The sequence below is a fragment of the Rhizobium sp. RSm-3 genome (assembly GCF_001854685.1).
GTDB lineage: Bacteria > Pseudomonadota > Alphaproteobacteria > Rhizobiales > Rhizobiaceae > Rhizobium > Rhizobium ecuadorense.
This window is the reverse complement of the sequence record NZ_MAWZ01000024.1, coordinates 186,703-212,054: the sequence shown is the minus strand read 5'-3', so window position 1 is coordinate 212,054 and position 25,352 is coordinate 186,703. Positions and strand designations below refer to the sequence as shown.

Below are 25,352 nucleotides of genomic sequence, written 5' to 3'. Positions count from 1 at the left end.
AAATTCCGCCCCGAAATTGGGGGCGGATCAATACCCCGAGGGGGAGGACATACCCGAGGGTTCCATCAACAACGGAGGAAATACAATGAAAATAGCGCGCACCATGCTCGCATCTGCTGCACTGCTCGGTCTCATGCTCGGCCCCGTGCACGCGGCGGAACTGAAGAAGCTCGGCCTGGCCGTCGCCAATCTTCAGGCAAACTTCTTCAACCAGATCAAGCAATCGGTCGAGGCCGAAGCCAAGAAGCGCGGCATCGAAGTCATCACGGTCGACGCAAAGGGCGACGGACCGACGCAGGTCAACCAGATCCAGGATCTTCTGACCCAGAAAATCGACGCGCTGATCTACATTCCGGCAGGTGCAGCGGCTGCGACCGTTCCGGTCAAGCTGGCCAAGAGCGCCGGCATCCCGGTCGTCAACGTCGACCGCAACGCCGAGGGTGCACCGGGCGATACCTTCCTCGCAACGGATTCCGTCGCCTCAGCCAAGGCGGTCTGCGACTACATTCTGAAGGAAGCCGGCGGCAAGGGGAAGATGGTCATCATCCACGGCCAGAAGGGCACGACGCCGGAAGTCGATCGCTCGAAGGGCTGCGCTGAATCCCTCAAGGCCTATCCTGACGTGAAGGTTGTCGCCGAGCAGTTCTCGAACATCTGGAGCCAGGACGAAGGCTTCCAGATCATGCAGAACATGCTGCAGGCAAACCCTGATGTTTCGATCGTCTTTGCACAGGCCGACGGTCTCGCCCTTGGCGCTGCCCAGGCGATCAAGGTCGCCAATCCGTCGCAGAAGATCGTGGTTGGCGGTTTCGATGGCGACACCGCGGCACTCGAAGCCCTCAGCAAGGGCGTCTTCAACGTGACGGCGACGCAGCAGACGCAGAAGATGGGCCGCGATGCGGTTGAAAATGCCGCCAAGCTTGTCGCCGGAGAAAAGGTGCCGCCGGTCCAGCTCCTGGATGCCACGCTGACCACCAAGGAAAACGTGGCAGGCTTCATCGCCAACCATCCCTGATAAAGTTGAGGTCTTGAGGAGGTGTGCCGTGACTGATCCCGTTCTTTCCCTGAGGGGCATATCCAAGTGGTATGGGCCGCTCCAGGTTCTGAAGGATGTCAGCTTGGACGTCTATCCGGGCGAAGTCGTTGCACTTCTCGGTGAAAACGGAGCGGGCAAGTCGACACTGTCGGGCATCATCGCCGGCTCACGCACGCCCTCCGAAGGATCCATGACATGGCTGGGGCAGCCTTATGCCCCGGCCACCCCGAGGGAAGCCATCGACAAGGGCGTCGTCCTGATCCATCAGGAGCTGCAGCTTCTGCCGCAGCTGTCTATCGCGGAAAACGTCTTCATCGGACGCTGGCCGATGAAGAACGGCGCCGTCGACCGTGCCCAGATGGTTCGCCGAGCCCAGGACCAGCTCGCTCGCTTGAACCTTCACATACCCGCGACGCGGAAGGTTGCCGGCCTTTCCACGGCAAATCAGCAGCTCATCGAGATCGCCAAGGCGCTGGCTCTCAACGCAAAGCTGCTGATCCTCGATGAGCCGACAGCCGCCCTTGGCGGCGCGGAGACGGAAGCTCTCTTCGAACAGGTTCGCAAGCTTCGCTCGGAAGGCGTCGGCATCGTCTACATTTCCCACCGAATGGAAGAGATCAAGCAGATCACCGACCGCATCGTCGTTCTTCGCGACGGCGAGCGCGTGCAGGAATTCTCCGACAGCGCGACCCCGGTGCGAACGATTGTCGAGAGCATGGTCGGACGCCCGCTTGACCGTTTGTTCCCCACTCTGCCCGTTCCGACAGATCGTCCGGTGCTTGAAGTGTCCGGGCTAAGCTCGCCGGACGACTCGTTCCGTGACGTTACCTTCGAGGTGCGGGCCGGCGAAATTCTCGGCATCGCCGGGCTGGTCGGCGCCGGCCGCACCGAACTGGTGCGGGCGATTTCGGGCGCCGATGCGATCAGTGCTGGTTCGATCAAGCTGGAAGGCGAGGAACTCAGACTGCGCGACCCGGCGGACGCCATCGCCAGGGGGATCGTGATGGTTCCGGAAGACCGCAAGGAGCAAGGCCTGATCGTCGGGCACCGGATCAGCGAGAACATTATCTACGCCAATCTCGACAAGCTGGGCGGCGGCTGGATCACACCGCGCATCAAGCGCTCCTTTGCGGAAAAGGCCGTTGCCAAATTCGGCGTCAAGGGCCGTGCCGAGCAGTACGCCTCGGACCTATCAGGCGGCAACCAGCAGAAGGTCGTGATCGCCAAATGGCTCATGCGCGATCCCAAGGTCGTCGTGCTCGACGAACCGACGAGAGGCATCGATGTTGGCGCCCGCGCGGGCATCTACGACATCATCGTCAATCTCGCCAAACAGGGCGTCGCGGTCATCGTCGTAAGCTCGGACCTCGAGGAAGTTCTCGGCGTCTCCAATCGCATTCTCGTGCTTGCGCAAGGCAAGCAGGCGGGCATCCTCAATCGTGACCAGGCAAATGACGTCTCGGTCATGGAACTGGCTACCATCTAAACATAAAGAGAAAGGAAGAGCGGTGTCCGACATCACTCTGAACGCCCCGAAGCTTTTCGATCTCAGCGGCCAGGTTGCCATCGTCACCGGCGCCGGGAGCGGCATTGGGCAGCGCATTGCCATCGGCCTTGCGCAATGCGGCGCCGACGTGGCCCTGCTCGACCGCCGGACCGATGACGGACTGGCCAATACGGCTGAACATATCCGCGCCGCCGGCCGCCGCGCGATCGAGATCGCAGCTGACGTGACGAGCAAGTCTTCCCTCGGAGAAGCAGTCGCACGGACCGAAGCGGACCTCGGCGCCTTGACGCTGGCCGTCAACGCCGCAGGCATCGCCAATGCGAACGCGGCCGAAGAGATGGAAGAGGATCAATACCAGACGTTGATGGATATCAACCTCAAAGGCATCTTTCTTTCCTGCCAGGCCGAGGCCCGCGCCATGCTGAAGAATGGACGCGGCTCCATCGTCAACATCGCTTCCATGTCGGGCGTGATCGTCAACCGGGGGCTGAGCCAGGCGCATTACAACGCCTCCAAGGCGGGCGTGATCCACATGTCGAAGTCTATGGCGATGGAATGGGTCGACCGCGGCATTCGCGTCAACACCATCTCCCCCGGATATACGGCAACGCCGATGAACACCCGTCCGGAGATGGTTCATCAGACCAAGCTTTTCGAGGAGCAGACGCCGATGCGGCGCATGGCAGCGGTCGACGAAATGGTCGGTCCGGCGGTGTTCCTGCTGTCGAATGCGGCAAGTTTCGTCACCGGCGTCGATCTTCTCGTCGACGGCGGTTTCTGCTGCTGGTGATGGATAAGAAGACGCATTGCCGGCAACAGAAAATGAACCGGTCTCGCTTCCTCCCTGGCTGAGACCGAGGCGCTGAAGGGACCAACGGGCAAGACGGCGCAATATCGCCGCCTGCTCGCCCTTCGCGCTGATCGAACGGCTGTCGCAGCCGCTTGAGCTTCAACAATGATCGCACGGCAGGTCGCGCGCGGATTTGCCGTTTATATCAGGATACCGGGAAGGAAAGAGCATGAAACGCTTTGAGCAAAAGACGGTCGTCATTACCGGAAGCAGCCGCGGCATCGGCGCGGCGATCGCCAGGCGTTTTGCCCGCGAAGGCGCCAATCTTGTCGTTTCGGCCAACGAGGATCTGGTCCACGGCGTTGCCGAGCAGATCCGGGCCGAAGGCGGCAAGGCGATCTCCTTCATCGGCGACGTTACCGACAAAACAAGCGTCATCGCCCTCTATGACGCTGCCGAGGCGGAATTCGGCTCTGTCGACGTCTCGATCCAGAATGCCGGCGTCATCACCATCGCCCGCGTCGAGGACCTGACGGAGAACGAGTGGGACAAGGTCATGGCCGTCAACACCAAGGGCGTCTTCCTCTGCGCCCAGGAGGCGATATCGCGCATGCGCAAGCACAAGCGCGGCGGCCGCATCATCAACACCGCCTCCGGCCAGGCCCGCGACGGCTTCATTTTCACGCCGCACTACGCCGCCTCGAAAATGGGCGTGGTCGGCATCACCCAGAGCCTGGCCAAGGAAGTCGCGACCGAAAACATCACCGTCAACGCCTTCTGCCCCGGCATCATCGAGACCGACATGTGGGCCTATAACGACCAGGCCTGGGGCAAGCTGCTGGGCAGCTACGCCCCCGGCGAACTGATGAAGGAATGGGTCGAAGGCATCCCGATGAAACGCGCCGGCTCCGGCGAGGACGTCGCCGGCCTGGTCACCTTCCTCGCCAGCGATGACGCCGCCTACATCACCGGCCAGACGATCAATGTCGATGGCGGGTTGATCATGTCATAGGCGGAGCAGAGAACAGCGGGTCCTCGAAGCGGGCGATTTCCGCTCCGGCCTGGAGATATGCGCCAACCTCTGCCTTGATCCGAATCTTGCCTGCCCGCGATGCCGTGACCTGGGTTTCCATCTTCATCGCCTCCATGACGGCGATGAAGTCACCGGCAACAACCTCCGCGCCATCTTCGACCTTGAAAGCCTGCAGCGTGCCGGAAATCGGTGCGGTTATGGTCGCTGCGTCTTCGGTCTTTGGTGATGTCGCACCTCCGTTACCCGCGCCCGCAAGTTTGCCGAGACCGGCAAGAAGAGCCGCGGGAATGCCGAGTTCATGTCGCTTGCCGTCGATTTCGACGTGGGTGCGGATCAGGTCGCCGTCGGCAACCGGCTCGGGTCGGGCGACGGCCGAAAGCCGATCGGCGAATCCGGTCTCGATCCAGCGCGTGTGCACCGTGAATCCCGTCTCCCCGATAAATTCGTCGGCCTCGATCGCGGCGCGGTGGAACGGAAGGACCGTTGCGACGCCCTCGATCCGGAACTCCTTCAGGGCGCGGCGGGCGCGTCTCAACGCCTCCTCACGTGTACTGCCCGTGACGATCAGCTTCGCCATCAGGGAATCGAAGGTGCCGGGAACGGTCGAACCCACGCCGACGCCGGTGTCGAGACGGATGCCGGGACCGGAGGGTGCGTCGAAAACAGTGATCGCACCGGGTGTCGGCAGGAAGCCACGGCCCGGATCTTCGGCGTTGATACGGAACTCGATCGAGTGGCCACGCGGGGTAGGCGTTTCGGTGATGCGCAGCGGCAGGCCATCGGCGATGCGGAACTGCTCGATCACGAGATCGATGCCGGTCGTCTCCTCGGTGACCGGATGCTCGACCTGAAGGCGCGTGTTCACTTCGAGGAAGGAGATCGTGCCGTCGACGCCGAGCAGGAACTCGACCGTTCCAGCGCCCGAGTAGCCGGCCGCCGCACAGATCTTCTTCGCGGCGTCGTGGATCGACTGGCGCTGAGCGTCGGTCAGAAACGGTGCCGGCGCCTCCTCGACGAGCTTCTGGTTGCGCCGCTGTAGCGAGCAGTCACGGGTGCCGAGAACGAGCACATTGCCATGCTTGTCAGCCAGCACCTGCGCCTCGATGTGGCGCGGACGATCGAGGAAACGTTCGAGGAAACACTCGCCGCGGCCGAAGGCGGCCTTGGCCTCGCGCACGGCGGATTCGTAGAGTTCCGCCACCTCCTCCATCTTCAAGGCAACCTTCAGGCCGCGTCCGCCACCCCCATGCGCCGCCTTGATGGCAACGGGCAGGCCGTGTTTCTCAGCAAAGGCGGTGACTTCCGCGGCGGTCTCGACCGGACCGTCACTGCCGACGACGAGAGGCGCGCCGACACTTAGCGCAATGCGCCGGGCCTCGACCTTGTCGCCAAGCGCTTCGATGACATGCGGGTCCGGTCCGATCCAGATGAGGCCCGCATCGATCACGGCTCGGGCGAACTCGGCACGCTCGGACAGGAACCCGTAGCCGGGATGAACGGCATCGGCGCCCGAACGCTTGGCAATGCCGATCAGTTTGTCGATATCGAGATAGGTTTCCGCCGGACGGCTGCCGGGAAGCCCGTAGGCTTGGTCCGCTAGCTTGACGAAGAGCGCATCCATGTCCGGATCGGCATAGACGGCGACCGATTGCAGGCCGTGATCGCGACAGGCCCGGATGATGCGCACCGCAATCTCGCCCCGGTTGGCGATCAGGACTTTCTGCATGGATGTCTCCTCACTTATTTCTGGGCGCCATCGCTTCGGTGTCCTGCACGGGCGGCCGAACTTCGGCAAACTTCGTCACGGGCCGGAAGCATATCCGGGCATTGACCGGGATCTGCCCGGCGAGATCGAGATGATATTCGGCGACAGTGCCGATGACCGGGTAACCGCCGGTCATCGGATGATCCGCAAGGAAAAGCACCGGCTGGCCGCTATGCGGCACCTGGATCGCGCCGGTCGCCGTTCCCTCGCTCGGCAGTTCCGCCTTGTCCTTGCGCTCGAGCGCTGTGTCGCCGGAAAGACGGATGCCGACGCGGTTGGACTGCGGCGTCACCTGCCAGAGTTGACCCGAGAGACTGGCGATGCCCGCCTCGGTGAACCAGTCGCTGCGCGGTCCCATGATCACGTCGAGCGTCACGATCTCGCCGGAAGCCGGAAACGCGAATGCCGGCGCTTCGGAAAGCGATACGCTGTCAAGAGACTGCACCGCCGTTTTCACTGTCAAAATCGTTCCCGTAGTGACCGGGTCCGGACCGACGACGGCAAGCGTATCGGTCGAGGCGCTGCCGAGCACCGGCCCGACGCAGAGGCCGCCGCGGATCGAAACATAGCTTCGCATGCCGCACGGCGCATGACCAAGGGTCACCACGTCGCCGGGCTCCAGCGAGATAGGCCGATAGGTTTCGACGGCGATGGTGCGCCCCTGGGCATCGCGGATGGATATGGGACAAGGCGCGCCGGTGAGTGCCATCACCGCCCGGCCCGACACTTCGAATGAAAAGCCGCCGAGGATGATTTCGAGGCAGGGGGTGCCGGCAGCGTTGCCGACGATGCGGTTGGCGGCCTTGAGTGCCCCTTGATCGAGCGCCCCTGATGAGGACACGCCCTGGCCGGTCTGGCCGAAGCGGCCGAGATCCTGGAACAGTGCCGGCATGGGTGCGGCCAGGACCTTTAGTGTCACGGCCTCGCCGGTGAACTCGGCCGGGCCCGGATCCACGACCTTCGTCGCCGGAGTGGAAACCGCAACCGGCCGCTTTTCGAGATCGAAGAAGCGGACGCGGTAGCCGGGTTGGAACAAGGCCGGCGGATCGCGCGACAGGTCCCACATTTTTTCCGGCGTCGTGCCGATGATCTGCCAGCCGCCGGGACTTGCCTGCGGATAGACGCCGGAAAAGGCGCCGGCAAGGGCGACCGAACCCGCCGGAATCCGGGTCCGCGGGCTTTGGCGCCGCGGCACCTGCAGCGCGGGATCACCACCGACAAGATAACCGAAACCGGGGGCAAAGCCACAGAAGGCAACGGTGAAGGTGCTCTCGGTGTGACGACGGATGACCTCTTCGACTGCCAGACCGGTCAGTTGCGCCACATCGGCAAGGTCTTCGCCGTCATAGTGAACCGGGATTTCGACGAACTGGTCGGACGGCGCGATGCGGGCCGAAAGGTCGCGGATGGCGATCTCGCCGGCGAGCCGTTCCGCGGTGAGCTTTTCTGCGCGAAAGCCGATCATCAGCGTGCGGGCGGCCGGCACTATGTCTTCGATGCCCTCCACCGGATCGGTTTCGAGCGAAGCAAACAGCGCCAGCGTCTGGTCGAGATCGTCGAGTTCGACCAAAAGGGTCGTCAGGTTGACGGGCAGGAAACGCATCGGATCCTCAGGCGTGATAGGCGGTGTCGGGAATGTCGGTAATGAACATATGCCCCGGCGCGTGGGTGATGGCAAAGGGCACGCCGGATGCCATCACGGCGGCCTGCGGGGTCACACCGCAGGCCCAGAACACCGGGATTTCACCAGGCTCGATACGCACCGGATCGCCGAATTCCGGCTTCGACAGGTCCCGGATGCCGATCTCTTCCGGCGCACCGATATGGATGGGCGCTCCATGCACCGCCGGGAAGCGGCCGGAGATCGTCGCGGCATCGGCAACGCGGCTCGCCTTGATCGGCCGCATCGACACGACCATGTTGCCGCGCAGCCGGCCTGCCGGGCGGCAGGCACGGTTGGTCAGATACATCGGAACGTTCGACTTGTCGGTGATATGACGGATCTCGATGCCCGCCTCGACCATCGACGTTTCGAAGGTGAAGCTGCAACCGATGAGGAAGCTGACGAGATCGGCATGTTCCGCCCAGGCCGTCGTCGCATCCGCGATTTCCTCGGCGAGCCTGCCGTCGCGCCAGATGCGATAGAGCGGCAGATCCGTGCGAAGATCGGCTCCTGGAGCCAGAAGCGTCATGTGCGAGCAGGGATCGGAAACGTCGAGCAACGGACAGGCCTTCGGATTGCGCTGCGCAAAGAGCAGGAAATCGAAGGCCCAGTCGCGCGGCAGGACGATCATGTTTGCCTGGGTAAATCCCGGCGCCACACCCGACGTCGGCTCGACACTGCCGGCCCGATAGCGCCGACGCGCGAGGCGCGCCGCTTCGGCATCGATGTGGCCGAGGTTCTCAATCGCAATCATGGTTTCCTCCCGATATTTGCTTATGCCGCCAGGAACGAGCGAACGGTGATCCCGTCGGTCTCAAAGGCCTGGCGAATTGCCTGGGCGATCGCCACGGCACCGGGGCTGTCGCCATGGACGCAGATCGACTGAGCATCGACCTTGATGGTCGAGCCGTCGGTCGCTTCGATCGTACCCTCGTGAGCAAGCTGCAGCATGCGACGGGCGATCGCGTTTGCGTCGTGCAGAACTGCGCCCGGTTCCCGACGCGAAACGAGTTCCCCGCCGGGCGTATAGGCGCGGTCGGCGAAGGCCTCGGCCACCGTCTTGAGGCCGGATTTGTGCGCGAGTTTGAGGATGGGTGCACCGGCCAGGCCCATCAGCACGAGATCCGGATCGACCGCCCTGATGGCGTCGATCACCGCCTGACCCTGCTTCGGATCATGGGCAATGCGGTTATAGAGAGCGCCGTGCGGCTTGACGTAACCGACGGCTACACCGGCGGCTGCGGCAACGCCCTTCAGCGCACCGATTTGATAGATAACGTCGGCCGTCAGCTCCGCACTCGTGACGTCCATGTCGCGCCGTCCGAAGCCGACGCGGTCGGGATAGGAAACATGGGCTCCGATCGAAACGCCCCGGACAGCGGCGGCTTTGACAGTCTTCAGAATGCCGAGCGGATCGCCGGCATGGAAGCCGCAGGCGATATTGGCGCTGGAGACGATGGCCAGCATAGCGGCGTCGTCGCCCATGCCCCAGGCGCCGTAGCTCTCGCCGAGATCGCTGTTCAAATCGATGGCAGTCATGTCAGATCTCCCTGTGAATAACGAACGATGTAGGCCGGGCTGTCGCGAACCGAAAGCGTGATCAATTCTGAAAGTCAGAGCGGGCCCGGGCGCAAAGGCGCCCGCACCTTTCCTCGTCCTGCCGTTACGCGGCAAGCAGCGCGAAGATCGGGCCGATCGACTTGTAGCCCATGTACCAGGTCAGTGCGCAGACCATGACGCCGAGCAACAGCAGCCAACGCGGATAGCGATAGCCTCCCATCAGGTCGGACCGAGCCCAGGCCGCATAGATGAAGATCGACAGGCCGATCGGCAGGATCAATCCGTTCAGCCCCCCGACGAAGACCAGCATCTGTGCCGGCGGCGTGGTGATGATCACGTAGAAGAACAGCGACACGGCAATGAAGATGACAGTCGCGATGTTGCGGGCCCGCTCGGTGATGTCTTTCTTGAAAATGGTGATGAAGGAGACCGAGGTGTAAGCGGCGCCGATGACAGATGTGATCGCGGCGGCCCAGAGGATGACGCCGAAGATGCGCAGGCCAATGTTGCCAGCCGCGGCCTGGAAAGCCTGAGCAGCCGGATTCGCACCTGCGCCGGAAACATCGATGGCCGCCCCGCCCGCAACCACGCCGAGGACGGCCAGGAAAAGCACGTAGCGCATCAGGCCGGTGACGGCGATGCCGGTCAGCGCTGCACGGTTGATCGCACCGAGATTCTCGATGCCGACCGTGCCCTTGTCGAGCAGTCGGTGTGCGCCGGAATAGGTGATGTAGCCCCCGACCGTGCCGCCGACGATGGTGGTGATGGTGGCGAAATCGATGGTGGACGGCAGAAAGGTCTGGAACAGCGCGTCGCCAACTGGCGGAGCCGAGGCGAAGGCGACATAGACTGTCAAGGCGATCATCAGGATACCAGCCAGGATAATGAAGCGATCGACCGCCATGCCGGCACGCTTCGACAGGAAGATGCCGATCGAAAGCAGCGCGCTGATCGCCCCGCCAAGCTTGGGATCAAGGCCGATCATCGCATTGATGCCGAGGCCTGTGCCCCCGATGTTGCCGATGTTGAAGAACAATCCGCCGACGATGACGAGAATTGCGAGCAGATAGCCGGAGCCCGGGAGGGCCGCATTGGCGAGATCGGAAGCCCGCATCTTCGTCAGCGTCACGATCCGCCAGATGTTCAGCTGAACGACGAAATCGATCAGGATAGAGGCAAGGATCGCGAAGGCGAAGGCCGCACCGAGTTTTGTTGTGAACGTCGCCGTCTGGGTGATGAAGCCCGGACCGATGGCAGAAGTGGCCATCAGGAAGATGGCCGCCATCAGCGCAGCGCGGCGCGACTTGGCCGACATCTGCGCCGGCGCAGCGGCTGCAATTGAAATGGCTGACTGTTCCATGAACCCCTCCTTATGTGCAGATCGCCGCCGAATTCTCGGCGGGCCCGCCTAGGTTTGTTGACAGGCATCACGGTGACATGTTTTACAATTCTGTCACGATTGTTCAACGATTTTTCTATATCGTTCTACCAGGCGGCCAAAATTCGGCGGCAATCAACTCATTTGGGCGCGATTTCCTTGATTGTTGCAAGTGCTGCCAAATCCGAAGTGGCGCTTGCCTCCTTTTGTGCATCAACGATAAGGAAGCGGTTGCGGACTTTTCGTTTCCTGTCTGCCCGGGGGGCCATGTACGGCGCCTGGCGTTGACCCGGCCCGCGTGGTCAAGCCACTCCTCTTATGGCTCCCGGAGATGCAAACCGCTATATCGATGCGCAAGAGCGCGGACGTTTCATCCGTGCCTGTGCATTAGGGGCTTTGATGGTCGAACAAAATATCACATCGGCGCTTGCGTCGCGGCTGGCGGAGGAAATCCGCGACAAACTGATTGCTGGCGAATTGAAGCCGGGCCAGCGCCTTTCCGAGACAGCGCTAAGTGCAGGCCTGGATGTATCGCGCAACTCTTTGCGTGAGGCATTCCGCCTCCTGACAAAAGAGGGGCTCTTGCGGCACGAGCCGAATCGCGGCGTTTTTGTCGCCACACCCAGTATGGCCTCGATCATCGACATCTATCGCGTGCGCCGTGTGATCGAATGCCAGGCGCTCGCCAAGGCGTATCCCAACCATCCGGCGGTGGCACGCATGCGCGCGGCCGTCACGCGTGCCAAGCTCGCGCGCGAGGCCAAGGACTGGGGCATGGTCGGCAGTGAGAACATGGTCTTTCACGCGGCGATCGTAGATCTCGCCGACAGTCACCGTCTGAACATCTTTTATGCGCAGATCGCCGCAGAGCTGCGCCTCAGCTTCGGCCTGCTTTCCGAGCCCGAGTTGTTGCACGCTCCTTACGTCGACCTCAATGCGGCGATCCTTGAAAAGCTTGAGGCAGGGATGACGGCCGAAGCCTCAGCGGCACTTGAGGTGTATCTGATGCAGTCTGAGCGCACTGTTCTCGCCGCTTTCTCACGCATTGCCGGCGCCGAATGAACCGCACGCGGGGCCGCGCCTCTCGATGCCGCATAGGCCCGCGGCGCATCGGTGACGGATGGATTTCAACAGGTCCGCGACCATGGAGCATGTCTCGCAAAACGGTGCAGCGGTTTGCGATAAAGACATGCTAAAAACAGAGACCTAAAGCGTGACAAGCGAATCTGAAAGATCGCGACGCGCTTTAGCCTGCCGATCCCGCCCTCACCCATCCTACGTCCGGCTGATTGAAACCCCGCCGTCGGCGAGCATCGCGGTCCCGGTCACGAAACTCGACATGTCGGAGGCCAGGAACAACGCCGCATTGGCGATCTCTTCCGGCTGGGCCATGCGCTTCAGCGCATGCAGCCCCTCCACAAAAGCGAGCAGTTCCGGCGTCGCATCGGGCGCGTTGGTGATCGCAGCCGGCGTATCGGTGCCGCCGGGCAGCAGCGCGTTGACGCGGATGTTCTGCCGGCCGAGTTCGGCGGCGAGCACCTGCACGAAGCCGATAAGCCCCGCCTTACCAGCCGCATAGGCGGCCATCCCAGGCATGCCGGCGGTGTGGCCGACGAAAGTGGAGGTGAAGATCAGCGACCCGCCGCCTTTTCCCATCGCCGCCGACTGGTGTTTGGCGCCGACGAAGGCGGCGGTGAGATTGGTCTCGATCGTTTCGCGCCAACCCTCGAGCGACAGCCCGGCGACCGGCCCCATCTCGCCGAGGATGCCGGCATTGTTGAAACCTATGTCGAGCCGGCCAAAGCGTGAGACCGCAGTCTCGACGAGCCTTGCCTGCAGCGTCTCGTCCCGGACATCGCCCGATATGGCGACGGCCTGCCCGCTCTCCGCCTCGATTTCGCCGACGACGGCATCAAGCGCCGCCTGTCGCCGACCGGTGACCACCAGCTTCGCACCCTCCCGCGCAAAAAGTTTCGCCGCCGCGCGGCCGATGCCGGAGCTTGCGCCGGTGATGATCGCGACCTTGTCGTTCAGAAGTGCCATGTCCGTTTCTCCTCAGTTGTCGAGGCATCCGGGATCGCAAACATCCGGCGATGCAGCCACCCGTTTCCCGCGCGGACAAACGAAAAACGCCTATGACCGATGATCTCGGCCAGTGATTAGCTTCATCGCCGAAGGAGGTCGGAAGTCTCGATCGACGCGTTGGAAACATCGGAATTTGCATTGTAAAACGCTGACTTGCTGGGTGTCCCAAACACACACCTACCCCAGCGTCAGCACCATTGTGCGGTGCGTCATCGATTTATCCCGGGTGTGACATTCATCCGATTCCCTTCATGTATCTTCCCGACTAAGAAGGGGCGCACAGGTAAAGGGAATCTCTTCATGCCGCGGTCACGCAATACTGAGGGCGCCATCTATATGAGCATGGCGATGGCCGGCTTTTCCGCGAGCGATGCTCTCTCCAAATCGGTGGTCGCCTATATGAATGCCGGCGAGATCATGTTCCTGCGTGGCCTCTTCACCAGCCTGCTCGTTTATCTGATCGCCAGGAAAATGGGCGCGCTGCGCTCCTGGCGCCTCGTGCTTAAGCCGATCATCATTCTCCGCATCATCTGCGAGATGTTATCCGCCGTCACCTATATCACCGCGCTCGGGATGATGCCGATCGCCAATGCCTCGGCGATCCTGCAATCGCTGCCGCTGGTCGTCACCTTCGGCGCTGCGCTCTTTTTCCGCGAGCCCGTCGGCTGGCGGCGCTGGTCGGCGATAACAGTCGGCCTCGTCGGAGTGATGATCATCATCCGCCCCGGACCGGAAGGTTTCACCGCCGCCGCCCTGCTCTGCGTCGGCGCGGTGCTGACGACGGCCGGCCGCGATCTCGCCACCCGCTCGATCGATCCGGAGATTCCCTCGCTGATGATCACCGTCATCACCGCCGTCTCCATCTCCGTCTTCGGCGCTTTGCTCCTCCCGGTGCTCGGCGGCTGGCAGCCGGTTAGCGCCACGTCGCTCGGACATCTCCTGCTCGCCTCGGTGCTGGTGCTCGTCGGCTATCAGTCGGTGATCCTCGCCATGCGCACCGGCGAAATCTCCTTCGTCGCACCATTCCGCTATACCAGCCTTATCTTTTCCTCGCTGCTCGGCTTTTTCTTCTTCGCCGAAGTGCCCGACAACTGGACGCTGCTCGGAGCTGCGATCGTCATCGCTTCCGGCCTCTATACGTTCTATCGTGAAGCCAAGCGCCGCGTGCCGCCGATCGCGCAGGAATCCGCGCCGCGATCACCGGTTTGAGGCAGGATGATGACAGAATTCTCACTCGACAGATCCGATATAGCAGGCGTCGTGCTGGCCGGCGGCCGATCGCAGCGCATGGGCCGCGACAAGGCGGGCGCAATGCTCGGGGCCGAAAGCCTGCTCCGCCATGTGCTGACCCGCCTTTCGCAACAGGTCGCCCCCGTTGCCGTCAATGCCGATGCCGCCGGCGAGGATGCGCCTGTCGTCCCAGACCGGTTTCCCGGCAAGGCTGGGCCATTGGCCGGCATCCATGCGGCGATGGTCTATGCCGCCACCGTTCCCGCGATCACCCATGTCGTCACCGTCTCTGTGGATTGCCCGTTCTTCCCGACCGATCTCGTCGCCCGGTTGGCCGCAGCGCTCGAACGCCCATCGCAGATCGCCATTGCCGCTTCCGAAGGCCGCAGCCATCCCGTTTTCGGGCTCTGGCCGGTGACGCTCGCCGCCGATCTCGAGACCTGGATCGCCACCGACGAAAAGCGCCGCGTGCGCGACTTCCTGTTACGGCATGACGTAACGGAAGTGGCGTTTCCGCTGCATCCGACCCGGGCCAGCCTGCTCGATCCCTTCTTCAACATCAACACGCCTGACGACCTGATCGAGGCGGAACGCTGGCTGGAGGCCCTTCGCGCATGACCGCACCCAAAATCTTCGGCATCGCCGGCTGGAAGAACTCGGGCAAGACGGGGCTCGCCGTCCGGCTGGTGACGGAATTCGCCCGCCGCGGCTACACGATCTCGACGATCAAGCACGCCCATCACGATTTCGACATCGACAAGGTCGGGGCCGACAGCTACCGGCATCGCGAGGCCGGCGCCCATGAAGTCACCATCGTCTCCGGCACCCGCTACGCCATCATGCACGAGCTGCGCGGCGCGCCCGAACCGGAATTCGAGGAAATCCTTGCCCGTCTCGCCCCCTGCGATCTCGTGCTGATCGAAGGCTACAAGCGCGAGCCGATCCCGAAGATCGAGGCCCGCCGCCTGGAGGCCGCCAATCGCCAGCCGCTGGCGCCGAGCGATCCTCATATCCGCGCCATCGCCGCCGATCATGCCGTTACGGATACCGCCCTGCCCGTCTTCGATCTAGACGATACGGGCGCCATCGCCGATTTCATCGCAGCGATCGTCGGCCTTGAACAGCGTCCCTGAACCACGCGCGCTGACGGATCCCATCCCCGGACCCCTCTCGCGGGCCAGCGCCTTGGCGATTTCCTTCGCAAGCTGGGCCTGATTATAAGGCTTTCCCAACCTCGGAATATCGATATCGGTGCCGGCGGGAAGGTCGGCATAACCCGTTGCCAGCACGATCGGCAGCCCCGGATGAATGTCGCGCACGGCTTCGGCAAGCTGTGCGCCGGTCATACCGGGCATCGAATAGTCGGTGATCATCATATCGAAATGCTGACCAGCCGTGATTAACTCCAGGGCCGCTGCACCGGAATTTGTCTCGACGACCTCATGGCCGAGATCTTCGAGCATGTCGACCGAACTCATGGCGATCAAGGCATCGTCGTCGACCAGCAAGATCTTCAGTCTGGATGCGGCCCGTGGGGTGGGCTGCTCCGGCTCGGCGCGCCGCTCAGGCCAGCGTTCGGTCGCCGGAAGCCACAATTCGGCGGTCGTTCCCACCCCAGGCGCACTTATCAGAAGAAGTGCGCCATTGAGCTGAACGGCAAGTCCATGGATCATCGACAAGCCCAGGCCGGTGCCCTTTCCGAGTTCCTTGGTCGAGAAAAACGGGTCGACTGCCTTCTTCAGCGTCTCCGCGTCCATGCCGGTGCCGCTGTCGGCCACCGCCAACACCAGATAGGTTCCCTCGCCGAGATCGGCGTGATGACCGGCAACCTGTTCCTCGCGCAGCGATATCGATAGTTTTCCGCCATCAGGCATCGCATCACGGGCATTGACCGCAAGGTTGAGCAGCGCCAGTTCGAGCTGGTTCGCATCGACCAAGGCGGGCGGCAAAGCCGCCGGCAGAATGGTCTCGATGCTGACGGAGGATCCGACCGAACGCCGCAGCAGGTCATTCATGCCGGAGACCAGTTCGGCCAGATCGAGGGGCTTGACCTGCAGATCCTGCTGCCTGGCAAAAGCCAGCAGGCGCTGCGTCAGCGCCGCGCCGCGGCGCGCGCCTTGAAGGGCGCCATCGACCAGACGCGCCGCCTTGGCATCTCCGGCAACGTGTTTGCCGAGCAGTTCCAGATTTCCGAGAACCACCATCAGCAGATTGTTGAAATCATGCGCAACGCCGCCTGTGAGTTGACCGATCGCCTCCATTTTCTGGGATTGGCGAAGCTGCTCCTCGGCTCTCTCACGTTGGGCGACCTCTTCGAGCAGGGTCTGGTGGGCGGCATTGACCTCCCGGGTCCGTTCCCTGACACGCTCTTCGAGCGTCTCATTGAGCCGTCTCAGATTTTCCTCGATGGTCTTGCGGACGGTGGTATCGGAGCAGACCCCGACAAGCTTCCTGGCCGATCCATATCTGTCCGCATAAAGCTGGGCATGCACCTCGGTCCAATGCAGTGATCCATCCGGCCAGATCGTCCTGTGTTCGATCGAATAGTCGCGACCGGTATCGATCGTCTGCCGCAGGCGTGCCAGAACAAGCTCGCGATCGTCGGGGTGGATGCTCGCAACCAGATCGTCGTAGCTCACCTCATCATCCGGCGCTCGGCCGAAGATTTCCTTGCAGGTCGCCGAAGCCGACAGGGCCATCGTGGACAGTTCCAGCTCCCATGCACCAAGGCGGCCGGCGGCGAGCGCGGTCTGCAACCGCCGCTCTCCCTCGCCCAGAGCCTCGAGCCGGGCGCGCGCTTCATATTGGCGCAGCCGGCCTTTCAGTGCGGTCCGCGCAACGCTGATGAAGGACGTGGCATGGAACGGCCTCTCCAGAAAAGTCACATTGCCGAGAACCTCGGAAAGCATCGCGGCGGCGGGATTTCGTTCAGGTCCCCCACCGCGTTGGGTGAGAACGATGAACGGCAGGTCGGACCAGCTTGGCTGACCGGCAACCCAGGCAGCAATCGGTTTCAGGTCGCTCCCGCGGACGGCCTCCTCAGTCAGAATGCCAACCGCGATTTCATCATCGAGTGATGACGCGAAGAGTGTCAAATCGGTAACGGCTATCGATGGCAGTCCAGTCTCATCGGTCAACGATGCCGCGACCTGGGCATCGCGTCCGGCCGGTGCATAGATCAGGGCCTTCGGGTTGTTAAAATTAGGAATTGCCGCCGTCCTCGTTGTCGGTGGGCAAAAGCGGAGCGGACGTTGAGACGAATTCCGGAACGCCGCGAAGCACCCCCTGGAAACCGACGATGGGCTCTCCGAAAGTCAGGCCGCCGGCATCGATCCGATACTCCCGGATGGTGTCCTCGTGGTAGCCCGTCCTCTTCTTGACGACGGAGACCGCTCGCCGCACACGTCCGACCGCCTCGAAGTAACGCAGCAAGATGACGGTGTCGGCGAGATAGGTCACGTCGACGGGTGCCTTCATGTCGCCGACCAGTCCGTGCTGGGCGACGGTGAGGAAGGTGTTTGCGCCTTGCCTGTTCAGATATTGCAACAGCTCATGCATGTGCAATATCAGCGAATTTTCATCCGGCATCGAGGCCTGATAGCCGTTGATGCTGTCGATGACCACGGTTTTCGCTCCCGACCTGTCGACGGAAGCACATACGCGATGGGCAAATTCACCGGGCGACAACTCCGCGGCATCGAGCTGCTCGATATGCAGCAGACCCTCATCCCTCAGGGCCTCGAGATCCATGCCGAGCTGTTTCAGGCGCATGAGCAGCAAGCCGAGTTCCTCGTCAAAAATGAAAACAGCCGCCTTTTCGCCGCGCGCGATGGCCGCCATCACAAATTGAAAAGAGAAGGTGCTCTTGCCGGTGCCGGCAGGACCGAGGATCAGCGTACTCGATCCCCGTTCGAGCCCACCGCCGAGGAGCAGGTCCAGCCCGGAAATACCGCTGGAAAGCTGATCGCGTGCATAACTCGTCCTGTGTTCGGCGGCGACGAGGCGCGGAAATACGACGACACCGCCGGTCTGGATGATGAAATCATGATAGCCACCGAGGAAGGCCTGCCCACGGTATTTCATCACCCTTAAGCGTCGACGTTCGGCGCCGTAATTCGGCGCCAGCTCGTCGAGATGGATCACCCCGTGCACCACACTGTGCACCGTCTTGTCGAGCGTGTCGGAAGTCATATCGTCGAGGAGAAGGACGGTCGCCCCCTGTCGGGCAAAATAATGTTTGAGCGCAAGAATCTGCCGGCGGTAACGCAGCGAGCTTTGGGCCAGCAGCCTTATTTCGGACAGGCTGTCGAGAACCACCCGGCTCGGTTTGACCCGCTCGAAAGCCGTGAAGATTTCTTGTGTCGACTCACCGAGTTCAAGATCCGACGAATAAAGCAGGCTTTGCTGCTGGTCTGTATCCAGCAAGCTTTCCGGAGGCACGAGTTCGAAGACCTCGATATTTCCGTCGATCGCCATGCCGTGCGATGCGGCACCGGCCCGCAGCTCGCTCTCGGTTTCCGAAAGGGTGATGTAGAGCCCCTGCTCGCCGAGCCGCGCCCCTTCGATCAGAAACTGCAGTGCAATGGTTGTCTTGCCCGCTCCAGGATTTCCCTCCAGGAGAAAAACGTGGCCCGTCGAAAGCCCTCCCGCCAGTATTGTGTCCAAACCGGACACCCCGGTCCGGGCTTTCGTGGCAGGAAGCGCAGTATTCATTCATTGTTTCCTTCAGTTTCAAGTGTCAATTAGTGGCGACTGATGGAATGTCAAATCGCCGGCGCAGCATGTTTTCGCCTGCGGCATAGAGCCTCTCAGGAGGTGGAACAGGCTCTGCGCGGATACCCGCTGATTGGCGGGATCTGTAAATGTCGGCTGCTATCCTCGATAACGAAGCGCATCGACGAGAAGGGTGAAGGCCGCCGAAGCGTGCCGGCGGCTGGGATAGTAGAGATGGTAGCCGGGGAACGGCGCACACCAGTCTTCAAGCACGCGCACCAGCCGCCCGTCGGCAAGATGCGCCTGCACGGCATCTTCAGGCAGATATGTCAGTCCCGCCCCGGCAAGCGCAGCGTTCAGCCTGAGGGCGATGTTATTGAAGGTCAACTGTCCCTCGACGCGAACGTTCATCTCGTGCCCGTCCCGCTCGAACTCCCAGGCATAGACACTGCCATAGGTCGGCAGGCGCAGATTGATGCAGTTGTGATCGGTGAGATCCCGCGGCGTCAACGGTGTCGACCGCATCTCGAAATAGGCGGGAGCACCGACCACAGCCATGCGCATGTCGGGGCCGATGCGCACCGCAATCATATCCTTCGCCACCTGTTCACCGAGGCGCACACCCGCATCGTAGCGTTCGGCGACGATGTCGGTCAGGCCGTAATCGACGATGATCTCGACATGGATGTCGGGATAGTCAGGCAGGAGTTTTTCCAAGGCGGGCCAGAGGATGGCATCCGCCGCATGTTCTCCGGCATTGATGCGGACGGTGCCGGCCGGCTTTTCCCGAAACGCGCTCAAGGCCGCAAGCTCTGTCTCGATCTCGTCGATCCGCGGGCCGATGGTGAGAAGCAGGCGTTCACCCGCCTCCGTCGGCGAGACGCTGCGCGTCGTGCGTGTCAGCAAGCGCAACCCAAGCCGCTCCTCAAGTCCCCGGATGGTATGGCTGAGCGCCGATTGCGACACGCCGAGCCTCCCTGCCGCCTTCGTGAAGCTCCGTGCGCGGGCAACGGCAAGGAAGGCGATCAGATCATTGACGGCTGGACGCAGCATTTATGAAACTTTCTCATAAGTCCTTGCCACAACTACCATCTAATCGCGACCAAAGGCACGCGCTAAATATCCTGTCATCTGAGGACGAAGACATCCGCCGCGGCGGACGAACCGTCCCACAGTCTCCGACACAGGAAAGGACGATCATGGAAATCAAGCGAAGCGGCTCGCAGCCTTCGGCCAAGGGACCGGCGGACTGGTTCACCGGCACGGTGCGCATCGATCCTCTGTTTCAGGTGACCGACCCGGCCCGCGCGGCCGGCGCCAGTGTCACTTTCGAGCCCGGCGCCCGCACCGCCTGGCACACCCATCCGCTTGGCCAGACGCTGATCGTCACATCCGGCTGCGGCCGCGTCCAGCGCGAAGGCGGGCCGATCGAGGAGATCCGCGCCGGCGACGTCGTCTGGTTCGCACCGGATGAACGCCATTGGCACGGCGCAGCGCCGACGACGGCAATGACCCATATCGCCATCCAGGAACAGCTCGACGGCAAGGTGGTCGACTGGATGGAGCACGTCACCGACACGCAATATCAAGCTTAAAGCATGTCGCGCAAAAGTGGCCGCGGTTTTGCGGCAACGACATGAGTAAAAACAAAGAGCTAAAGCGCGTCGCTTGAATCAAGTTTGACGCGACGTGCTTTAGGAAAGGAAACGGCGATGCAAAAGCGTGAACTCGGAAAGAGCGGACTTGAAGTCTCGGCCATCGGTCTCGGCTGCATGGGGCTGAGTTATGGATATGGTCCGGCGACAGATATTCAGGAAGCGGTCGCCCTGATCCGGCAGGCATTCGAACGCGGCGTAACCTTCTTCGACACCGCCGAGGCCTATGGACCCTATAAGAACGAAGAGCTTCTGGGAGAAGCGCTTGCTCCCTTCCGCGGCGAGGTGGTGATCGCCACGAAATTCGGCTTCAACTTCGATGCCAATGGCGGCCAGAGCGGCATGAACAGCCGTCCGGAGCAGATCCGCGCGGTTGCCGACCAGGCGCTGAAGCGCTTGAAGACCGATGTCATCGATCTGTTCTACCAGCATCGCGTCGATCCGGATGTTCCGATCGAGGATGTCGCAGGCACGGTCAAGACGCTGATCGCTGAAGGCAAGGTCAAGCATTTCGGCCTCTCGGAAGCCGGCGCCCAGACGATCCGCCGCGCCCATGCGGTCCAGCCGGTGACGGCGCTGCAGAGCGAATATTCGCTCTGGTGGCGCGAGCCCGAGCAGGAGATCCTACCGGTGCTCGAAGAGCTCGGCATCGGCTTCGTGCCGTTCAGCCCGCTCGGCAAGGGCTTCCTCACCGGCGCGATTAACGAGACGACCAGCTTCGACAGCAAGGACTTCCGCAACATCGTGCCGCGGTTTTCGGCAGAAGCGCGAAAGGCCAACCAGGCGCTCGTCGATCTCCTCGCAGAGATCGCCGCGCGCAAGAAGGCAACCTCGGCGCAGGTGGCGCTCGCCTGGCTGCTGGCGCAAAAACCCTGGATCATGCCGATCCCCGGCACCACCAAGCTGCACCGCCTGGAGGAGAACATCGCCGCCGCCGGGGTCGAACTGACAGCGGAGGATCTCGGCAATATCGAAAGCGCGCTCGCCACCATCAAGGTGGAAGGCGATCGGTATCCCGCGCATCTGCAGGCAAGGGTCAACCGCTGAGAAGAGAAGCGGCCGCCATCGCGCGCGGCCGCTTCTTCATTGATCGCATCATCGTTTCGGGTGTGATTTGACGTCCACGTTACATCCTGCACCAAACGAGGCGATATGACGGAAGAAGCGAGCCGCCCTCGCGGTAGATCTGTTGAGGTTTCCGTGACCGCGATCGAGCGCCGCCGATAATACTACTTCCGTTCATCGCTCCTGCATCGCTTCCGAGGCAATTTCGGCGAGCGGCGAGTAGAGATATTCGAGGATGCGGCGGCTGCCGGTCTTGACCTCGACGGTGACAGACATGCCGGGAGAGAGGGGTACGCGCGCTCCATCGATGTTGATGCTTGCGACGTCTGGCTTGATGACGACGGGGAAGACCAGGTTCTGGACGCGTTGGGCATTGCCGATAGGGATCAGACTCTGCAGCTCCTTGGCGGGCTGACCTTCGAGCTGCTGCGCATCCGGTTCGGGAATAGCATCGGTCGCGACACGGGTGACCGTGCCATTCAGGATGCCGTAGCGCGTAAAGGGAAAGGCCTCGACCTTGATGACGGCGTGCTGGCCCGACGAGACGAAGCCGATGTCACGGTTCGGCAGATAAGCCTCGATTTCGAAAGATGAGTCGTCCGGCACGATCCGCATCAGCTCGGCGCCTGATGTCACCACCTGGCCGACCGTTGTGATGGCCGATGTCTGAACTATACCCTTGATCGGGCTTTTGATCGTCATCGAGTCGAGCCGCTTGGCGGCTTTGACCAGTTGCTGTTCCTTCTCGTCGATCTCTCGTGATGCTGCTGCCTGCTTCTCAGCGTTATCGGCGACGAAGGTCTTGAGTGTTTTCAGGCCTTCGCTGGTCGCTGCAGCGATCGCCATCTCCACCTCCGCCCGCTGACCGATCTGCTCGGCGAGATTTGCCTCTTCCTTCTGCTTGACCTCGACGGCATCGATGACGCCGGATCTCGGACCTGCACTCATGTCAACGAGGTTGGAGCGCATGGAGACGCGGTCTTCGAGCGTGGCGACCAGTGCCTGTTGAGCGGTGATCATCTCGCTGTATCTTTTCGAAGCGGCAAGCTGCTGGTTGCGCTGGGCTGCGAGGCTGTCCAGCGTCGATGAGAGCTGCTCGAGATCGGAATTGTAGAGCAGCGTCTCGCGCGCGCGGATGTCGGCTGGTATGGAATCGGCAAATTCGGGAGCGATCTCAATCCGGCGTTCTCCGCTCCAGAGATCGCTATGCAGCCACGCCTCTACCTCAGCCAATGCTGCTTTACGTCTGGCGACTTCCGCGCGTAGCGCCGAAAGGTTGATGGATAGCGTGTCGACCTCGGCGCGCGCTTCGGTCGGGTCAAGCTCGACGAGAACATCGCCGGCTTCCACCTTGGCGCCGTTCGACACCGGGACGGCAATCGTCTTGCCGACCTCGATGGACTGGATCACCTTCACGCGTCCGGTCGGCTGGATCTTTCCCTGTGCTGTCGCGACGATATCGAAAGTGCCGACATAACTCCAGACCAGCGCGCCGGCGGTAAGCAGGCAGATGAACCAGATGAGCGCGGTGCGGATCGGCGAGGCCGGCGTTTCCAGGATTTCGAGCGCGGCCGGCAAGAACTCGTTGTCGACCCGCAATCGTTTCGGAGGCTTCGGCGGAAGCCGGGGTGGCTGGACGTTCTGGTTCATGATTCAAGAGGCCCCGTCTGCAATTGCCAGAGATGGGCATAAAGCCCGTTCGGGCGGGCAAGCAGCTGCTCGTGGGTTCCTTCTTCGACGATGCGGCCGTCCTTCATGCCGATGATGCGGTTGCAGTGCCGCACGGTCGCCAGACGATGGGCGATGATGATGACGGTGCGGCCGCGGACGATCTCGCGCATGTTGCCGAGGATGATGCGCTCGCTCTCATAGTCGAGCGCGCTGGTGGCTTCGTCGAGCATCAGGATCGGTGGATTGGTGGCAAGCGCACGCGCAATGGCCAGCCGCTGCCTTTGGCCGCCGGAGAGATTGGCGCCGCGCTCTTCGATCAGCGTGTCGTAGCCGCGCGGCAGTTTGGCGATGAACTCGTCGGCGCCGGAGAGTCGCGCCATCTGGATGGCGGCGGCCCGCGACATGGCCGGATTGACCATGCAGATATTGTCATGGATCGTCCGGTTGAACAGCATGTTTTCCTGAAGCACGACGCCGATATTCGACCGCAACCAGGCCGGATCGACCTGGGCGATATCCTGGCCGTCAACGAAGACCTGGCCGCTGTTCGGGATATAGAAACGCTGCACCAGCTTGGTCAGCGTCGATTTGCCGGAGCCGGAGGGGCCGACAATGCCGATGACTTCGCCGGGCCGGATCGAAAAGCTGATGTCCTTCAGAACATCCTGACCATCCGGGGAATAGCGGAAGTTCACCGACTTGAAGCCGATCGCGCCTTTCGGCGGCGGCAGGCTGACGGCGACGCTCGGGCGCGGCTCCTGGGGAGCGTTCAGAATATCCGAAAGCCTGGCGACGGAGACCTGCACCTGCTGGAAATCCTGCCAGAGCTGCGACAGGCGCAGGATCGGCTGCGAGACCTGGCCTGCGATCATGTTGAAGGCAACCAGCGCCCCGACGGTCAATTCACCGTCGATGACCGCCTGCGCGCCAAAGAGGAGCAGGGCGGCGGAGGTGATCTTGTTGATATACTGGATGGCGTTCTGACCCTTCGCCGCCAGCATGGTCGCGAGAAACGACGACCGCACATAGGCGGCCAGCCGCTCTTCCCACTGGGAGGAGACCACCGGCTCGACGGCCGAGGCCTTCAGCGTCTGGATGCCGACGACGGTTTCGACGAGCAATTGCTGGCTGAAAGCGCCGCGCTCGAATTTCTCGTCGATCCGCTCCTTGAGGAAGGGACGGATCAGAAAGCCGATCGCCATGTAGAAGGGAATGGAGGCGACGACGATCCAGGCGAGCTTCGGCGAATAGGAAAACAGCACGAAGATGAAGATGATGGTGAAGATCAGATCCAGGCCGGAGAACAGGCCCTGGCCGGTGAGGAAGTTGCGGATGGTTTCGAGCTCGCGGACTCTTGCGACCGTTTGGCCGGTGGCGCGCGTTTCGAAATAGCTGAGCGGCAGGTTGAGGAGATGACGGAACAGCCGCCGGCCGAGCTCGACATCGATGCGATTGGTCGTGTGCGACAGCGCATAGGTTCTGAGATATTGGAGGACGACATCGAAGAGCCCGACGGCGGCGAGGCCGATGACGAGCACGATCAGCGTGGAATAGCTGCGATGCGCCAGCACCTTGTCGACGACGACCTGGAAGAACAGCGGCGTCACCAGCGCGAAGATCTGGATGACGAGGGAAGCGATCAGCACATGGCCGAACGCCCGCCGATAGCGCCAGATCGCCGGCAGGAGCCAGCGGAAGCCGAAATTCTGCTGCGAGGCGCCGGGGCCGGCAAAGAGACGCTGGACGAGAATGAACTCGCCCGAGGTCAGAGCGAGAAGCTCGCCGGCCTCGACACTGCGGGCGGAGAAATCGATGGGATTGATCAGGCGATATCGCCCCTCGGCGGCCGCGCCGGCAAAGACTGCGAAGGTGCCATCCTTCAACGAGGCAAGGGCGGGCGCCGGAAGGGTCGTCAGCCGTTTGGCATGATCTGCCCGGACGATGCGCGCCTTCAAGCCGATGATTTTTGCGGCGCGCAGTAGGTCGTCATGCGTCGCCTGGCTCGTCAGGGCGAGTTCCCGGCTCAGCGTATCAGGACGCGATGCGATCCGGAAATAACCGGCAACGGCAGCAATCGCCGCCAGCCCGCTGTCGGCGATCGCTGCTTCCGGTACGGGTTGTGGCTCGCCTGTAGTCTCTGCCTCCGCCGCGCTAGGATCGGATGCTGTCTGGATGTCGGCCATTGTGTGTGATCAATCAAA

At 62.3% G+C, this 25,352-nt stretch carries 21 protein-coding genes; 10 read left to right on the top strand and 11 right to left on the bottom strand.

The window, feature by feature from the left end:
• Positions 1–85 precede the first annotated feature (85 nt).
• The 4 genes from BBJ66_RS20080 to BBJ66_RS20065 all read left to right on the top strand — a co-directional run bounded on the left by BBJ66_RS20080 (position 86) and on the right by BBJ66_RS20065 (position 4,345).
• Positions 86–1,015 (top strand): sugar ABC transporter substrate-binding protein, encoded by a 930-nt coding sequence (locus tag BBJ66_RS20080; protein WP_003540275.1) that lies wholly within the window; start codon positions 86–88, stop codon positions 1,013–1,015.
• Between the two features lie 28 nt (positions 1,016–1,043).
• Complete coding sequence (locus BBJ66_RS20075) at positions 1,044–2,522, top strand: sugar ABC transporter ATP-binding protein (RefSeq protein WP_049731961.1); 1,479 nt, start codon at positions 1,044–1,046, stop codon at positions 2,520–2,522.
• A 22-nt stretch (positions 2,523–2,544) separates the two neighbouring features.
• Entirely contained in the window at positions 2,545–3,333 is a 789-nt protein-coding gene (locus BBJ66_RS20070) for an SDR family oxidoreductase (protein WP_071089182.1), read from the top strand.
• A gap of 229 nt (positions 3,334–3,562) precedes the next feature.
• The gene (locus BBJ66_RS20065; RefSeq protein WP_049731959.1) at positions 3,563–4,345 is read left to right on the top strand and encodes a glucose 1-dehydrogenase; all 783 of its coding nucleotides are present in this window, start codon (positions 3,563–3,565) and stop codon (positions 4,343–4,345) included.
• Here the strand turns inward: BBJ66_RS20065 and BBJ66_RS20060 are convergent.
• The 5 genes from BBJ66_RS20060 to BBJ66_RS20040 all read right to left on the bottom strand — a co-directional run bounded on the left by BBJ66_RS20060 (position 4,335) and on the right by BBJ66_RS20040 (position 10,714).
• The gene (locus tag BBJ66_RS20060; protein WP_049731958.1) at positions 4,335–6,092 is read right to left on the bottom strand and encodes an acetyl/propionyl/methylcrotonyl-CoA carboxylase subunit alpha; all 1,758 of its coding nucleotides are present in this window, start codon (positions 6,090–6,092) and stop codon (positions 4,335–4,337) included. The genes BBJ66_RS20065 and BBJ66_RS20060 overlap by 11 nt on opposite strands.
• Positions 6,093–6,102: 10 nt before the next feature.
• On the bottom strand, positions 6,103–7,734 hold the full coding sequence (locus tag BBJ66_RS20055) for a 5-oxoprolinase/urea amidolyase family protein (protein WP_049731957.1): 1,632 nt from the start codon (positions 7,732–7,734) through the stop codon (positions 6,103–6,105).
• 7 nt (positions 7,735–7,741) lie between these two features.
• A complete protein-coding gene (locus BBJ66_RS20050; protein ID WP_071089180.1) occupies positions 7,742–8,548 on the bottom strand; it encodes a putative hydro-lyase in 807 nt (268 codons plus the stop codon).
• A 20-nt stretch (positions 8,549–8,568) separates the two neighbouring features.
• The gene (locus BBJ66_RS20045; protein ID WP_071089178.1) at positions 8,569–9,333 is read right to left on the bottom strand and encodes a LamB/YcsF family protein; all 765 of its coding nucleotides are present in this window, start codon (positions 9,331–9,333) and stop codon (positions 8,569–8,571) included.
• 124 nt (positions 9,334–9,457) lie between these two features.
• Positions 9,458–10,714, bottom strand: coding sequence for an NRAMP family divalent metal transporter (locus BBJ66_RS20040; protein ID WP_049731954.1), 1,257 nt, complete (start codon positions 10,712–10,714; stop codon positions 9,458–9,460).
• 417 nt (positions 10,715–11,131) lie between these two features.
• On the opposite strand from BBJ66_RS20040, the gene BBJ66_RS20035 reads away from it, so the two are divergent.
• Positions 11,132–11,794, top strand: coding sequence for a GntR family transcriptional regulator (locus BBJ66_RS20035; RefSeq protein WP_049731953.1), 663 nt, complete (start codon positions 11,132–11,134; stop codon positions 11,792–11,794).
• 213 nt (positions 11,795–12,007) lie between these two features.
• Here the strand turns inward: BBJ66_RS20035 and BBJ66_RS20030 are convergent, their stop codons facing one another.
• The gene (locus BBJ66_RS20030; protein WP_071089176.1) at positions 12,008–12,775 is read right to left on the bottom strand and encodes an SDR family oxidoreductase; all 768 of its coding nucleotides are present in this window, start codon (positions 12,773–12,775) and stop codon (positions 12,008–12,010) included.
• A gap of 342 nt (positions 12,776–13,117) precedes the next feature.
• Between BBJ66_RS20030 and BBJ66_RS20025 the strand changes: the two genes are divergently transcribed.
• Genes BBJ66_RS20025 through mobB form a run of 3 tightly spaced genes read left to right on the top strand, consistent with a single transcriptional unit; the run spans position 13,118 to position 15,180 of the window.
• A complete protein-coding gene (locus tag BBJ66_RS20025) occupies positions 13,118–14,026 on the top strand; it encodes a DMT family transporter (RefSeq protein WP_049731951.1) in 909 nt (302 codons plus the stop codon).
• A 9-nt stretch (positions 14,027–14,035) separates the two neighbouring features.
• On the top strand, positions 14,036–14,665 hold the full coding sequence (mobA, locus tag BBJ66_RS20020) for a molybdenum cofactor guanylyltransferase MobA (protein ID WP_049732044.1): 630 nt from the start codon (positions 14,036–14,038) through the stop codon (positions 14,663–14,665).
• Positions 14,662–15,180 (top strand): molybdopterin-guanine dinucleotide biosynthesis protein B, encoded by a 519-nt coding sequence (gene mobB / locus BBJ66_RS20015; protein WP_049731950.1) that lies wholly within the window; start codon positions 14,662–14,664, stop codon positions 15,178–15,180. Before mobA ends, mobB begins: the two co-directional genes overlap by 4 nt.
• Here mobB and BBJ66_RS20010 read toward each other — a convergent pair.
• The 3 genes from BBJ66_RS20010 to BBJ66_RS20000 all read right to left on the bottom strand — a co-directional run bounded on the left by BBJ66_RS20010 (position 15,115) and on the right by BBJ66_RS20000 (position 19,813).
• Positions 15,115–17,256, bottom strand: coding sequence for an ATP-binding protein (locus BBJ66_RS20010; protein WP_281024334.1), 2,142 nt, complete (start codon positions 17,254–17,256; stop codon positions 15,115–15,117). The two genes, mobB and BBJ66_RS20010, sit on opposite strands and share 66 nt — an antisense overlap.
• The gene (locus tag BBJ66_RS20005; RefSeq protein WP_071089171.1) at positions 17,249–18,760 is read right to left on the bottom strand and encodes an ATPase domain-containing protein; all 1,512 of its coding nucleotides are present in this window, start codon (positions 18,758–18,760) and stop codon (positions 17,249–17,251) included. Before BBJ66_RS20005 ends, BBJ66_RS20010 begins: the two co-directional genes overlap by 8 nt.
• Positions 18,761–18,919: 159 nt before the next feature.
• Positions 18,920–19,813 (bottom strand): LysR family transcriptional regulator, encoded by an 894-nt coding sequence (locus tag BBJ66_RS20000; protein ID WP_071089169.1) that lies wholly within the window; start codon positions 19,811–19,813, stop codon positions 18,920–18,922.
• A gap of 146 nt (positions 19,814–19,959) precedes the next feature.
• Here BBJ66_RS20000 and BBJ66_RS19995 point away from each other — a divergent pair, with 146 nt between their 5' ends.
• Together BBJ66_RS19995 and BBJ66_RS19990 are read left to right on the top strand one after the other, a co-directional pair.
• A complete protein-coding gene (locus tag BBJ66_RS19995) occupies positions 19,960–20,355 on the top strand; it encodes a (R)-mandelonitrile lyase (RefSeq protein WP_049732043.1) in 396 nt (131 codons plus the stop codon).
• 117 nt (positions 20,356–20,472) lie between these two features.
• Entirely contained in the window at positions 20,473–21,462 is a 990-nt protein-coding gene (locus BBJ66_RS19990) for an aldo/keto reductase (protein ID WP_071089167.1), read from the top strand.
• A gap of 192 nt (positions 21,463–21,654) precedes the next feature.
• Here the strand turns inward: BBJ66_RS19990 and BBJ66_RS19985 are convergent, their stop codons facing one another.
• A complete protein-coding gene (locus BBJ66_RS19985) occupies positions 21,655–23,130 on the bottom strand; it encodes an HlyD family type I secretion periplasmic adaptor subunit (protein ID WP_071089165.1) in 1,476 nt (491 codons plus the stop codon).
• A complete protein-coding gene (locus tag BBJ66_RS19980; protein WP_071089163.1) occupies positions 23,127–25,334 on the bottom strand; it encodes a type I secretion system permease/ATPase in 2,208 nt (735 codons plus the stop codon). The genes BBJ66_RS19985 and BBJ66_RS19980 overlap by 4 nt, the downstream gene beginning before the upstream one ends.
• Between the last annotated feature and the right edge of the window lie 18 nt (positions 25,335–25,352).